At 70.7% G+C, this 13,570-nt stretch carries 11 protein-coding genes and 1 pseudogene; 11 read left to right on the plus strand and 1 reads right to left on the minus strand.

What is annotated here, in order from left to right; translation table 11 throughout:
• Positions 1 to 770, plus strand: a pseudogene (locus ACZYZ3_RS11695) (hypothetical protein); the annotation flags it as partial.
• A 204-nt stretch (positions 771 to 974) separates the two neighbouring features.
• Here ACZYZ3_RS11695 and ACZYZ3_RS11700 read toward each other — a convergent pair.
• Complete coding sequence (locus ACZYZ3_RS11700) at positions 975 to 2,312, minus strand: glutamyl-tRNA reductase (protein WP_463963992.1); 1,338 nt, start codon at positions 2,310 to 2,312, stop codon at positions 975 to 977.
• 204 nt (positions 2,313 to 2,516) lie between these two features.
• On the opposite strand from ACZYZ3_RS11700, the gene hemE reads away from it, so the two are divergent.
• The 10 genes from hemE to hemL all read left to right on the plus strand — a co-directional run bounded on the left by hemE (position 2,517) and on the right by hemL (position 13,508).
• Positions 2,517 to 3,614 carry a uroporphyrinogen decarboxylase gene (hemE, locus tag ACZYZ3_RS11705; protein WP_463963993.1) on the plus strand — a complete coding sequence of 366 codons (1,098 nt, stop codon included), beginning with the start codon at positions 2,517 to 2,519 and terminating at the stop codon, positions 3,612 to 3,614.
• Between the two features lie 5 nt (positions 3,615 to 3,619).
• Positions 3,620 to 5,098, plus strand: coding sequence for a protoporphyrinogen/coproporphyrinogen oxidase (locus tag ACZYZ3_RS11710; protein ID WP_463963994.1), 1,479 nt, complete (start codon positions 3,620 to 3,622; stop codon positions 5,096 to 5,098).
• Between the two features lie 110 nt (positions 5,099 to 5,208).
• The gene (locus ACZYZ3_RS11715; protein ID WP_463963995.1) at positions 5,209 to 5,934 is read left to right on the plus strand and encodes a hypothetical protein; all 726 of its coding nucleotides are present in this window, start codon (positions 5,209 to 5,211) and stop codon (positions 5,932 to 5,934) included.
• A 130-nt stretch (positions 5,935 to 6,064) separates the two neighbouring features.
• The gene (gene hemQ, locus ACZYZ3_RS11720) at positions 6,065 to 6,778 is read left to right on the plus strand and encodes a hydrogen peroxide-dependent heme synthase (RefSeq protein ID WP_463963996.1); all 714 of its coding nucleotides are present in this window, start codon (positions 6,065 to 6,067) and stop codon (positions 6,776 to 6,778) included.
• Positions 6,775 to 8,097 (plus strand): ferrochelatase, encoded by a 1,323-nt coding sequence (locus ACZYZ3_RS11725; protein ID WP_463963997.1) that lies wholly within the window; start codon positions 6,775 to 6,777, stop codon positions 8,095 to 8,097. Before hemQ ends, ACZYZ3_RS11725 begins: the two co-directional genes overlap by 4 nt.
• Positions 8,094 to 9,092, plus strand: coding sequence for a hydroxymethylbilane synthase (gene hemC / locus ACZYZ3_RS11730; protein WP_463963998.1), 999 nt, complete (start codon positions 8,094 to 8,096; stop codon positions 9,090 to 9,092). Before ACZYZ3_RS11725 ends, hemC begins: the two co-directional genes overlap by 4 nt.
• Before the next feature lie 20 nt (positions 9,093 to 9,112).
• A complete protein-coding gene (locus tag ACZYZ3_RS11735; protein WP_463963999.1) occupies positions 9,113 to 10,078 on the plus strand; it encodes a uroporphyrinogen-III synthase in 966 nt (321 codons plus the stop codon).
• Positions 10,075 to 11,055 (plus strand): porphobilinogen synthase, encoded by a 981-nt coding sequence (gene hemB / locus ACZYZ3_RS11740; RefSeq protein WP_463964000.1) that lies wholly within the window; start codon positions 10,075 to 10,077, stop codon positions 11,053 to 11,055. Before ACZYZ3_RS11735 ends, hemB begins: the two co-directional genes overlap by 4 nt.
• Positions 11,055 to 12,158, plus strand: coding sequence for an LLM class flavin-dependent oxidoreductase (locus tag ACZYZ3_RS11745; protein WP_463964001.1), 1,104 nt, complete (start codon positions 11,055 to 11,057; stop codon positions 12,156 to 12,158). Before hemB ends, ACZYZ3_RS11745 begins: the two co-directional genes overlap by 1 nt.
• 18 nt (positions 12,159 to 12,176) lie before the next feature.
• Positions 12,177 to 13,508 carry a glutamate-1-semialdehyde 2,1-aminomutase gene (hemL, locus tag ACZYZ3_RS11750; protein WP_463964002.1) on the plus strand — a complete coding sequence of 444 codons (1,332 nt, stop codon included), beginning with the start codon at positions 12,177 to 12,179 and terminating at the stop codon, positions 13,506 to 13,508.
• Positions 13,509 to 13,570: the final 62 nt, after the last annotated feature.

Below are 13,570 nucleotides of genomic sequence, written 5' to 3' on the forward strand. Positions count from 1 at the left end.
CGGGCTGTAACAACCCGTCCCTGGACAACGAGGCCGACCACCTGCTGGCCTGGGCCGACGGAGGCACCACCGGGATCACCAACCTCGGCCATCCGTGCCGCAAGCACCACGGCCTGAAACACGGCTCCTCCTGGACACCGGCCGGGGCCAGCAAAAACAAACCGCCCGGCTGGACCTCGCCCTCAGGCCGGAACTATCCCAGCGAACAACAGGACTGGGAACCACCCGACTGGCCACCCCACCTCCTGCCCGCCGGCGAAGGCCTAGACCAAGGCCCGCCCGCGGACGACGGACCGGGCCAGGATTTGCCCGCGGACCCCGACCGGGATCCCCACCTGGAACTGCCCGCGGACCCCGACCGGGATCCCCACCTGGAACTGCCCGCGGACCCCGACCGGGATCCCCACCTGGAACTGCCCGCGGACCCCGACCGGGATCCCAACCTGGAACTGCCCCCGGACCCAGACCGGGACCCCCACCTGGAACTGCCCCCGGACCCAGACCGGGACCCCCACCTGGAACTGCCCCCGGACCCAGACCGGGATCCCAACCTGGAACTGCCCCCGGACCCAGACCCCAATGCGGACCTGCCCGAAGATCCATTTCCGGACTGGCACGAATTCATGGCCGGGCACCCCTGGCCCGCAGGCGCCGATCACCAAGGCTGGTCAGCGTCTTCCGATGACCCGAACCCGGAACCCTCCTGTCCCAATGTGCCTGAACGACCAACTGCATCCTTCATGGGCGCGGACATCCAACTAGGTATTTAGCGCGATCATCCACCACGTTGCTGGCACCTGGGTGACCAGGGCCGATCTCCTGACGAATGCGTGACAATTGGCAAGCTGGAGCATGTCACGGACTGGCATTATGGCGCATGCCCAAAGGGAGCGGATCGAAACGTGGATGCAGAATTAGGACGGGAGGCCGTCTGAGCCGCTGAAGGTATTATCTGCCCGGACGGGAAGCGCCCCTTAGGCGATTTCCCGCGCGCCGCTCGGCGCTGGACGGTCCTGGTGTTCAACCGGGCAGCCGGCGTCGGCCGTTTTTGCCACGGGCTGTTCGACCATGATGCCGTACAGCGCCTCAAGACCGGCCACGTAGTCTTCCTGCTGGCCGTTGGCGGCGAGCTCGCGGGCCCGGACCGTGGGGACATGCAGCAGCTGCTTGACCATGCGGCGGAGCGCGAACTCGACTTCCTCGGCCGCTGCGGTGCAGCCGTGGCGGGCACGGACCTTTTCCATCTCCGCGTCCAGCACGTTCATGGTGTGCCGGCGCAGAGCGACAATGGCCGAATCCACCGACCGGGCTTCGCGTTCCTGCTCGAACGCACTTGCGGCGCCGGCCACAATGCTGCTGGCCTGGGCCAGCGATTCGGACTGTTCCTGCGGGGCAGCCAGGCGGACCGATTCCAGCGTGAGCAGCTCGACGCCGTCGAGTCCGCCGACGGCGGGATCGAAATCGTGGGTGAGGGCTAGGTCGATGGCGATCAGGGGCTGGGGCGAGGACGCGCGGACCTTGGATAGTTCGGATGCTTCAACGCGGGTGTCCGCTCCGCTGCAGCCGATCATGACGTCAGCGGCGGCGACGGCGGACGGAAGGCTGTCGCCGTCCAGCGCGGTCCCTCCGCGGGTGGCGACGAAACCGGCGGCACGCCCGGAGGAGGAGTACACGGACACGTCCGTGCAGCCGCGTTCACGCAGCAGCGACATGGTGGCGCCGGCGTAGGCGCCGGTGCCGAACACGACGACCTTCTTGGTGGACCAGTCGGGGACTTCGGACAGCTCGGTGGCGAGGTCCAGGGCCACGGAGACGACCGAGAGGCCGCGGGCGCCCAGGGCCGTCTGCGCCCCGACGTCCTTGGCGGTCTTCGACGCGGCCTGGAAGAGCCGGACGAGGCCGGCGCTGGCCGTGCCTTCGTGCTGGGCCGTGATCAGGGCCCGGCGGACCTGGCCGGCGATTTCGCGTTCCCCGACGACGGCGGAGTCCAGCCCGGAGCTGACGGAGAACAGGTGCCGGGTGACGTCCGCGCCCGTGCGGGTGCTGAAGGAACGCGCCACAAGCTGTTCGGTGAGTCCGGTGGAGCCGCTGAGCTGGGCGATGAGGGCCTGGCGGGCGTCTTCGATGTCGTCCTGTCGGTGTGCTTCGCCGTAGATTTCGAAGCGGTTGCAGGTGGCAAGCACAATGGCACCCGCCACGGCCGGCGATCCGGCGAGGGCGGATGTGGCGAGCTCGGAAGCACCGGTGCTCAGGAGAGCAACGGTCTCGAGGTCGATGTCGGCGTGGGTCGCCACCAGAGAAAAAAGAACCACAGCATCCCAATCATAGCTTTTTCGTTCCTGCGTAGAACAACAGCCCGGAGTGGGACTGCACACGGGGGGCTGTGATTCCCGCCACGGCGGGACCGCAGGCCCGACCGTGGCGGGACCGCAGGCCGGTCGCAGCCCGGGTCCCTGCCCGTGTCGGTGACAGGCTGTCGTTATCTTTTGGGGCTGATTTTCGGCACAATCGAAGACATGACTCCTCGCGCTGCGGCAACTCCTGAACTCTCCGGCCTTGACGCCGGGCACCCTCTGATGGACGGCCGCACCGCGGATTCCCCGCTGATCACCGCCTACCGCGGCGGCAAGCCCTCCCGCCGTCCGGTGTGGTTCATGCGCCAGGCCGGCCGCTCGCTGCCCGAATACCTCAAGCTGCGCGAGGGGGTCGCGATGCTGGACTCCTGCCTGCGACCGGAACTGGCCTCCGAGATCACCCTGCAGCCGGTCCGCCGCCACGACGTGGACGCGGCCATCTTCTTCTCCGACATCGTCATCCCGCTCAAGCTGGCCGGCGTCGGCGTGGACATCGTTCCCGGCGTCGGTCCCGTGCTGGAGAAGCCGGTCCGCACCGCGGCCGACGTCGCCGCCCTTCCCCAGCTGACCTGGGAAGCCCTCGAGCCCATCCGCGAGGCCGTCCGGCTCACCGTGGCCCAGCTGGGGAAGACCCCGCTGATTGGCTTTGCCGGCGCGCCGTTCACGCTCGCGGCCTATATGGTCGAAGGGAAGCCTTCCCGGGACCACCTCGGCCCGCGCACCATGATGCACGCCGACCCGGAGACCTGGACCGCACTGGCCAACTGGGCCGCGGACGCCTCCGGCATGTTCCTCCGGGCCCAGCTGGAAGCGGGCGCTTCCGCCGGCCAACTCTTCGACTCCTGGGCCGGATCCCTCGGCCTGGCCGACTACAAACGCTTCGTTGCCCCGGCCTCCTCCCGCGCCCTGGACCACGTGCGTGATCTCGGGGCTCCGCTGATCCACTTCGGCACCGGCACCTCGGAACTGCTCGTCGCCATGCGCGACGTCGGCGTCGACGTCGTCGGGGTGGACTACCGGCTGCCGCTGGATGAAGCCAACCGCCGTCTGGGCGGCACGGTGCCGCTGCAGGGCAACATCGACCCGGCCCTGCTGTCCGCGCCGTGGGAGGTGCTGGAAGCCCACGTCCGCGATGTCATCGCCGCTGGCGCCACAGCCCCCGGCCACGTGCTGAACCTCGGCCACGGTGTGCCGCCGGAAACCGATCCCGACGTGCTGACGCGCGTCGTCACGCTCATCCACTCGATCTCCCCGGAGTAAAGCGCGTGGAGGCAGCCCGCCGCACCGCCGGGGACACCGCAGCGCCCACCGCCGTGGTGGTGGGAGGCGGGATCTCCGGCCTGCTGGCCGCGCGCGAACTGGCCCGCGCAGGCGTCCGCACCACGGTCCTGGAGGCCTCCGGCGCGTGGGGCGGCTGCGTCGGCAGCCATGTCGTGGCCGGCCTGACGCTGGACAGCGGCGCCGAGTCCTTCGCCACCCGCTCCTCCGCCGTCGCGGATCTCGCCGCCGAACTGGAGCTGGCCGGGAAGATCGTCGCCCCGCAGCCGGGCGGCGCCTGGGTCCAGTTACCCGACGGCCCGCGCGAGCTTCCCCGCACCGGTGTCCTTGGCATTCCGGCCAACCCCTGGGACCCGGAAGTCCGCCGATCCCTTGGCCTGCTCGGTTCGCTCCGGGCCTCGCTCGACAAGCTGCTGCCCGTCTCGCTGGGGACCCGGGAGGAGGCCACAAGCGTCTCGGCCCTGGTCCGCGCCCGGATGGGCCGGCGCGTGCTTGACCGGCTGGTGGCGCCCGTCGTCGGCGGGGTCCACTCCGCGGACCCGGACGTCTTGGACATCGACATGGTGGCCCCCGGCCTGCGCGCCGGGATCCGGGACCATGGCTCCCTCGCCGCCGCCGTCGGGGCGCAACGTCGTGGCGCCCCGACGGGGGGAGGGCCTGTCCCCGGGGTGCCGTCGCCGGGGCTGCAGAAGGCGGGATCGGCCGTCGCGGGACTGCGCGGCGGTATGCACACCCTGATCCCGGCCCTGCTGGCCGAGCTGCGCCGCGAGGGCGTGATGCTGCTCGGCGGCACCCGGGCCGACTCCGTGGAGCGCACTGCCGGCGGCTGGCGCGTCACCGCGGGGGGCACCGGCTACGACGCCGGGCTCCTGGTCGTCGCCGTGGAAGGCCCGGCCGCCATCGAACTGCTCGCTGGCGCCCTGCCGGAGCTGGCAGGCCACCGCCCCGAGCCCGGACCCGACGTCAGCCTTGTCACCCTCGTGGTGGACCTGCCCCAGCTCGATGCCCGGCCGCGCGGCACCGGAGTCCTGGTCGCGCCGCAGAGCCCCGGAATCCAGGCCAAGGCCCTCACCCACGCCACCGCCAAATGGGAGTGGCTGGCCGAGCAGACCGGCCCCGGCACCCACGTTGTCCGGCTCTCCTACGGCCGTGGTGACACCCGGCACGGAGTGCCCGTCCGGCCGGAGCCCGGCACCGACACGGAGCTGTTCGAGGCAGCCTTGAAGGACGCCTCCGCCCTGCTCTCCGTGCCGGTCACCGCCGGCGACGTGGTGGACTGGGACGTTGTGCGCTGGGGCGGTGCCCTGCCGTTCGCCGCGCTCGGACACAAGCGCCGCGTCGCGGCGGTGCGCAGCATCTGCGCGGCGGACGGCACCCTGGCAATAGTGGGCGGCTGGCTGTCGGGCAACGGCCTGGCCGCGATCGTGGCCGACACCCCGCACCAGGTCCGGCGGCTGCTGCCCTGAGAGGTGATGGAGCCCGTTATCCGGGCGCCGGTCCGGCCGCCCTGGCTCCCATAAAAAGGGGGAAACGGCAAATTTTTCCCCGCCTCCGCTGACGGCTAAGGTCGGTGACCATGGTTACTCACAGGTCCAATGTCCAAAAAACGCAGACAGGGCACCGTGGGGGACTTCGGCGCGGCACGGCGGCTGCCGCGCTCGGCGTGGTGCTGGCTTTCTCCGCAGGCGCGCCCGCCGCGCACGCGGCCACAGGAGCCTCCGCTTCCGCCTCAGTGGCCGGCGCGACGGACCTGCAGTCCGTTGGTCTCGCCAGCCGGGTTGACGGCCTGCTGGCGCCGGTGAAGCACCCCGGGCCGAGCCCCACGCCTTCCAGTTCCTTGCCGCAGCCCGCCTCCTCCGAGGACCCTGACGAGCCGGAGCCCAGCCGCAGTCCCAAGCCGTCGCCCAGCCGGCCCGTCACCCCGGAGCCCGTAGTGCCGGTCGGGCCTGCGGGACCGCAGCCCGCCACCCCTGCTCCGGCCCCGACGGCGGTTCCAGTCCCGGGCGGGTCCGTTGCGGCTCCGGTACCAGCCGCCGAAGTTCCCGCCGGGACGGCGGCCTCCGCCGAGACCCCGGCATCAGCGCCAACCCCGGCGCCGCCGTCGAACACTGCGACGGCATCCCCGACGGCCACGGCCGGCCCCGTGGCGGCGTCGGCCAGGCCCCGCTCCGGGAGCACCTCGATGGAGGCGACCTCGACCCGGGAGCCCGCCGGAGCCGAGCCGTTGCTCGGCTTGGGCATCGGGCTCGTGGCACTGTCCTGCGCCGCCGGTGTCGTGGTCCTGCGGCTGCGCCGGGTCTGAGATCCCGAAGGTCGCCCCGGGCCGCCGAAATCGGCACCGGAAGTCCCCGTGATGTGAAATGAAGCACTTCTACGCGCTGTAGAAGTGCTTCATTTCGACTTCATTGAGGGGAAGGGGCAGACTGGTATCCATGAGCCACACTTCTGCCGAAACTGTCACTAAAACTGAATCAGCCAGCGAAGAATCAGCCGAGCAGTTCTTTACCCTCTGGACGGTTTTCAAGCGCTCCGCCGACGTGCTCCGCAGCGGCGATGCTGCCGTGGAATACGAAGCCCTCACCGCACAGCTGGCAGAGGCCGGCGTGGTCCACCGCGGCAGCTATGACGTTTCAGCAATGCGCGCGGATGCCGACATCATGGTCTGGCTGCACGGCCCCCAGCCGGAAGCCCTTCAGCGCGCGGTCCGCGACATCCGCCGCAGCAAGCTGTTCACGGGCACGGAGATCGCCTGGTCCGCCATGGGCGTGCACCGGGAGGCCGAGTTCGCCAAAAACCACACGCCCGCCTTTTCCCGCGGGGTGGAGCCTGCAGAGTGGCTCTGCGTCTATCCCTTCGTCCGCTCCTACGAGTGGTACCTGCTGCCCGACGCCGAGCGCGGCGCGATGCTGCGCGACCACGGCCTGCTGGGCCGCGACTTCCCCCAGGTCCTCTCCAACACGGTGTCCTCTTTCGCCCTCGGCGACTGGGAATGGATCCTGGGCCTGGAAGCCCCCGAACTGGTGGACCTCGTGGACCTGATGCGCCACCTGCGCGCCACCGAAGCCCGCCACCACGTCCGCGAAGAAATCCCGTTCTACACCGGCCGCAGGGTCAGTGCCGCCGAGATTGCCGAGGTCCTGTCATGAGCCCCCTGGGTCCGCAGAGCAGTGTGCCAGCCGACACCACCATCAACGGGGTAACCGAAGCCGGCAGAATGGCCCCGAAAGCCTACGACGCCGTGCTGCTCGCCTCCTTCGGCGGCCCGGAAGGCCAGGACGACGTCCTTCCGTTCCTGCGCAACGTCACCCGCGGCCGCGGCATCCCGGACGAGCGCCTCGAAGAGGTCTCGCACCACTACCGCGCCAACGGCGGCATCAGCCCCATCAACGCCCAGAACCGTGAACTCAAGGCCGGCCTCGCGGCCGAACTCGCCACCCGCGGCATCGATTTGCCGGTCTTCTGGGGCAACCGCAACTGGGCCCCCTACATCCCGCAGACCCTCCAGGACATCTACGACGCCGGGCACCGCAAGGTCCTGATGCTCACCACCAGCGCCTACTCCTGCTACTCCAGCTGCCGGCAGTACCGCGAGGACATCGGCCTCGCGCTGACTGAAACCGGCCTCGACGGACGTCTCGAAGTTGATAAGGTCCGCCAGTACTTCGACCACCCCGGCTTCGTAGAGCCCTTCGTGGAAGGCACCGCCGCCGGCCTCGCCGACGTCCGCGCCCAGCTGGCCGCGGCCGGCACCCCGGACGCGCCGGTCCACATCCTGTTCGCCACGCACTCCATCCCCACCCGCGACGCCGAGGCAGCCGGCCGCTCCGACGCCGAAGCGCGCCACTTCGAGGAAGACTCTGCCTACGTCGCGCAGCACCTTGCCTCCGGCACCGAGGTCATCCGCCGCGTCGAGGCCGCGAGCGGCGACACAGCCCCCTGGTCCCTCGTCTACCAGTCCCGCTCCGGTGCCCCGCACGTGCCGTGGCTGGAACCGGATATCAACGACGCCATCGAGGAACTCGCCGGCCAGGGCGTTAAGGGCATCGTCATCGTCCCGCTCGGCTTCGTCAGCGACCACATGGAAGTCGTCTGGGACCTCGACACCGAGGCCCTGGAAACCTGCGCCAAGCTGGAACTGGCCGCAACGCGGGTTCCCACGCCCGGGACCCACCGCAAGTTCGTGGCCGGGCTCGTGGACCTGATCTGCGAGCGGACCGACGCCAACAACATTGCCGACCGCCCGCACCTGACGAAGCTCGGCCCGTGGTACGACGTCTGCCGTCCGGGGTGCTGCGCCAACTTCCGCGGCGAAAAGCCGACCATCGCGGGCGCCGATACCACCACCGGCACCGGCCACGACCCCTACCCGGCCGCCGATACCACCACCGGCACCGGCCACGACCCCTACCCGGCCGCCGCTGCCGCCGGCGCGCCCGCCCCGGCGGCGGATCAGGACGCACTGTGAGCGTCCGGATCGGAACCCGCGCCAGCAAACTGGCCCTCACCCAAACGCAGCAGACCGCGGACCAGCTGGCCGCCGTCGGCGGGTTCCCCGTGGAGCTGGTGCACATCCGCACCGACGGCGACGTCCTCACCGGGTCGCTGTCCCAGATGGGCGGCACCGGCGTCTTTGTCGCTGCCCTGCGCGATGCCCTGCTGCAGGACCGCTGCGACGTCGCCGTGCACTCGCTCAAGGACCTGCCCACGGGGGCAGCTCTCGGGCTGACGCTCGCGGCGACGCCGAAACGTGCCGACGTCCGTGACGTGCTCTGTGCCCGTGACGGGCTCAAGCTCGCGGACCTGCCCACCGGAGCCACCGTTGGAACGGGCTCGCCGCGGCGCGCAGCCCAGCTGCGGGCGGCCCGCCCGGACCTGAACATCCGCGACATCCGCGGCAACGTGGACACCCGGCTCGGCCGCGTCCCCGGACTGCCCGGCAACATGACATCTGCCGTGGTTGAGGGCAAGAGCTGCGATCTTGACGCCGTCGTTCTTGCCGCCGCCGGGCTGTACCGGATCGGCCGGCTCGATGCCGTCAGCGAGTACCTCGAGTCCGAGGTGATGCTGCCCGCCGCCGGACAGGGCTCGCTCGCAATCGAATGCCGTTCCGCTGAGGCGCCGCGCAAGGCGGGTTCCACCGAAGGCTCGCAGGGCGTGCTCGCGCAGGCCCTCGCCGCCCTCGACGACCCCGACACGCGGCTTGCCATCACCGCCGAACGGGCGCTCCTGGCCCGCCTCGAAGCCGGCTGCGCCGCGCCGGTGGGCGCCTACGCGTACCGCAAGGGCAGCCTGCTTTACCTCGAGGCCGTGGTCTGCGCCGTCGACGGAACCGCCTCGGTCCGGGATAAGAAGGCCACCGACGGACTGACCGAGGTAGGGGCCACCCTGCTCGGGATTGAACTCGCCGAAATCCTGTTGGCCCGCGGCGCCGCTGACATCGCGGACCTGGCCGCCTCCTGAACGGCGGCAACCATCAGGTCATGGGACGCCACAGCGGCCGCAACGGCACCGAGGGCCACACCGTGATGAGGGTGCCCGAGGGCGCGCGGGTCCTCATCGCGCGCAGCCCGGACCGGGCCAGGGAACTGGTCGCGGCGCTGCGCAAGGTGGGAGCCGATCCGCTACTGCTGCCGCTGATCGATTTTGAGCTCGCCAGTGACCAGCACTCCCTGGACGTCGCGTTCGATGCCCTCGGCGCCGGTGGCTACGCGTGGCTGGTGGTCAGCAGCGTGACCACTGTCCAGGCGCTCGAGGCCAAGGCTGCCGAGCGGGGAACGACCCTCAGCCGCTGGCTGCCGGGCAGCCTCCTCGTGGCCACGATCGGGCCCGCAACACGCCGTTTCCTCGAATCCCGGGGTGTGGCCGTGGACCTGGCGCCCACGGGCCAGCAGTCCGGGGCCGGACTGCTCGACATCTGGCCCGAGCACCAGGGCAGCGTGCTCCTGCCGCAGGCCGACATCGCCGACCCCCGGCTCCGCCGAGGACTGCAGGCCCGGGGCGCCTCCGTTCAGGCCGTGACCGCGTACCGCACCGTAAACTACCCGGCCGACCCGCGCCGGAGCCTCGCCGCGTGCCAGCCCGCCGTGCCCCACGCGCACAATGCCGCCGGCGCGCCTGGGGACAATGCGGCCGCCGTGCTCACACCGGAACAGGCGAAGGCCGAAATCGGCGCCGGCCGGCTCGCCGCCGTCGTCGCCGCTTCCCCCAGTGCGGCCCGGCGCATCCACGAGGACCTCGCCCCGCTGGGCGGCTGCCGCTTCGTCGCGATCGGACGGTCCACCGCTGCCGAGGCTGAGTTCCTCGGCCTCACCGTCGCCGCCGTGGCCGAGGCACCCACCGCCTCCGGCCTGGTCGCCGCCGTCGTCCGGTCCCTGGCCGGCCGGCCGTCCCCACCACCTCAGCCAGCAGCACCAGCAGCAGAGCCCACAGCAAAGGACATCGTATGAGCTTTCCGACCCACCGCCCCCGCCGGCTCCGCACCACGCCGGCCATGCGCCGGCTGAGCGCCGAACACCGACTCTCGGCCTCGGAACTCATCCTGCCCGCTTTCATCCGTGAAGGCCTGAGCCAGCCGAACCCCATTGCCTCGATGCCCGGGGTGCAGCAGCACACTACGGACACCCTGAAGCGCGCCGCCAGTGAGGCTGTGGCCCTCGGCGTCGGGGGCATCATGCTGTTCGGAATCCCCGCCGTCCGCGACGCGGCCGGCACCGCCTCACTGGACCCCGACGGCGTGCTGAACAAGGCCATCCGGGACGTCCGCGCCGAGGTCGGGGACGACCTCGTCATCATGAGCGACGTCTGCCTGGACGAATTCACCGACCACGGGCACTGCGGTGTCCTCGACGCCCACGGCTACGTGGACAACGACGCCACGCTCGAGATTTACGGCCGGATGGCCGTGGCCCAGGCGGAGGCCGGCGCCCACGTGCTCGGCCCGTCCGGGATGATGGACGGCCAGATCGGTGTGATCCGGCAGGCCCTGGAGGACGCCGGACACGGCAACACCGCGGTCGTCGCCTACGCCGCGAAATACGCCTCGGCGTTCTACGGGCCGTTCCGCGAGGCCGTGGATTCCCAGCTCAAGGGCGACCGCCGCACCTACCAGATGGACGCCGCGAACCGCCGCGAGGCGATCCTCGAAGTCGAGCTGGACCTCGCCGAGGGCGCCGACATGGTCATGGTGAAGCCCGCGATGAGCTACCTCGACATCCTCGCCGACGTCGCCGCCATGAGTTCCGTGCCGGTCGCCGCCTACCAGATTTCCGGTGAATACTCGATGATCGAGGCCGCCGCCGCCAACGGCTGGATCGACCGCCGCGCCGCGATCACCGAATCCGTGCTGGGCATCAAACGCGCCGGGGCCAACATGGTCCTGACGTACTGGGCGAGCGAACTCGCCGGCTGGCTGAAGGAATCCTGATGGGCACCTCGACCGGCCCGGCCTCCGGGGCCAACCCCACGGCACCGGTGGGCGCGGGGCGCATCCTGCTGGGGCTGAACACCTTCGGCGACGTCGGAGTCTTCCCCGACGGGCACCCGGTCCCGCACGCCCAGGTGCTGCGCCAGCTGCTGGAACAAGCCGAACTCGCGGACGACGTGGGACTGCACGCCTTCGGCGTGGGGGAGCACCACCGCCGCGACTTCGCCGTGTCCGCCCCCGAGGTGTTCCTCGCCGCGGCGGCCGCCCGGACCAAAAGGATCCGGCTCGGCTCGGCCGTAACTGTCCTGAGCTCCGATGACCCCATCCGCGTCTTCGAGCGCTTCTCGACCGTGGATGCCATCTCCAACGGCCGGGCCGAGATCATGCTGGGCCGCGGTTCCTTCACCGAGTCCTTCCCGCTCTTCGGCCTCGACCTGGCCGACTACGAGGTCCTGTTCGAGGAGAAGCTCGAACTCTTCGACAAGGCCCGCGCCCAGCAGCCCATCCACTGGGAGGGCCGCACCCGCCCGGCCATCAACGGGCTCAGCGTCTATCCGCCGCTGGAACACCACCTGCTGCCCGCCTGGATCGGGGTCGGCGGGACGCCCGAATCGGTGCTGCGCTGCGCCGAATACGGCTACCCGATCATCTTCGCCATCATCGGCGGACAGCCCCGGTCCTTCGCCCCGCTGGCGAACCTCTATCGCGACGCGATGGCGAAATACGGCCACCCCATGCAGCAGATGGCCACCCATTCACCCGGCCATGTTGCCGAGACCGACGGGGAGGCGCGGGAGGAGTTCTTCCCGCACTGGCTCGGCCAGCGCAACCTGATCGGCGCCGAGCGCGGCTGGGGCCCGGGCAGCCGGGCCGAGTTCGACGCCATGTGCACCCCCGAGGGTGCCCTCTACGTCGGCTCCCCGGACACCGTGGCTGCGAAGATCGTGCTGCTCAAGAAGAACCTGGCCGTGGACCGGTTCGACCTCAAGTACAGCAACGGCACCCTGGGGCACAAGGCGATGATGCGTTCGATCGAGCTGTTCGGCACCGAGGTGGCCCCCCGGGTGGCCAACCGGCTGGCCGCGGCCTCCCCGCAGAACTGAACTGAAAGAATAGGAACCATGACTTCCAGCCATCCTCGCAACGAGGAACTCTTTGCCCGCGCCCGCAAACTGATGCCGGGCGGCGTTAACTCGCCCGTCCGCGCGTTCGGCTCGGTCGGCGGGACGCCGCGTTTTATGGTCTCTGCCAAGGGCCCGTACCTGACCGATGCGGACGGCGCCGAATACGTCGACCTGGTCTGCTCCTGGGGCCCGGCACTGTTGGGACATGCCCACCCGGCGGTCCTCGCCGCGGTGCACGCCGCGGTGGACCGCGGGCTGTCCTTCGGGGCGTCCACCCCGGACGAGGCCAACCTCGCGGCGATCGTCCAGGAACGCGTGCCCGCCGCCGAGCGCGTCCGGATGGTCTCCACCGGCACCGAGGCGACCATGACCGCCGTCCGGCTGGCCCGCGGCTTCACCGGCCGTGACCTCATCATTAAGTTCGCCGGCTGCTACCATGGCCACCTCGACGGGCTGCTCGCCGCGGCCGGCTCCGGTCTCGCCACCCTGGCGCTGCCGGGCTCCGCCGGCGTCACGGCCGCCACCGCCGCCGAGACCCTTGTGCTGCCCTACAACGACCTCGCCGCCGTCGAGGCCGCCTTCGCCAAGCACGGCGGCAACATCGCCGCCGTCATCACCGAGGCGGCCCCCGCCAATATGGGGGTTGTCACCCCGGGTGAGGGCTTCAACGCGGGACTGTCCCGGATTACCCGCGACCACGGCGCCCTGCTGATCCTCGACGAGGTCCTCACCGGCTTCCGCACCGGGTACTCCGGCTATTGGGGACTCACCGGCGGCGCGGCCGGCGCTGCCGAGCCGTGGACCCCGGACCTGCTCACCTTCGGCAAGGTCATCGGCGGCGGGATGCCGGCGGCGGCCCTCGCCGGCCGCGCCGAGGTCATGGACTACCTCGCGCCGCTGGGCCCGGTGTACCAGGCCGGCACGCTGTCCGGGAACCCGGTGGCGATGGCCGCCGGCGTCGCGACCCTGACGCACGCCACCGCAGAGGTCTACTCCTTCGTGGACGCCCGCTCGCTGGAGCTTTCCGCGGCCCTGTCGGGGGCCCTGGACACGGCAGGGGTGGACCACTCCATCCAGCGTGCCGGGAACCTGTTCTCGGTGGCCTTCGGCGCCTCCGCCCGGGGCGTGCACAACTACGACGACGCCCAGGGACAGGAAGTGTTCCGCTACGCGCCATTCTTCCACTCCATGCTGGACTCCGGGGTGTACCTGCCGCCGTCGGTCTTCGAAGCCTGGTTCCTGTCCGCAGCGCACGACGACGCTGCCATGAACCGGATCTTCGATGCCCTGCCGGCCGCCGCCAAGGCCGCGGCCGCCGCGACGGCCTAAATAGTCGAAGGCCTAACACCGACGGCTGCATAGCCACGGCCGCCGGTTCCGGCCGCGTCGTT

This window comes from Pseudarthrobacter linnaei (assembly GCF_055412825.1).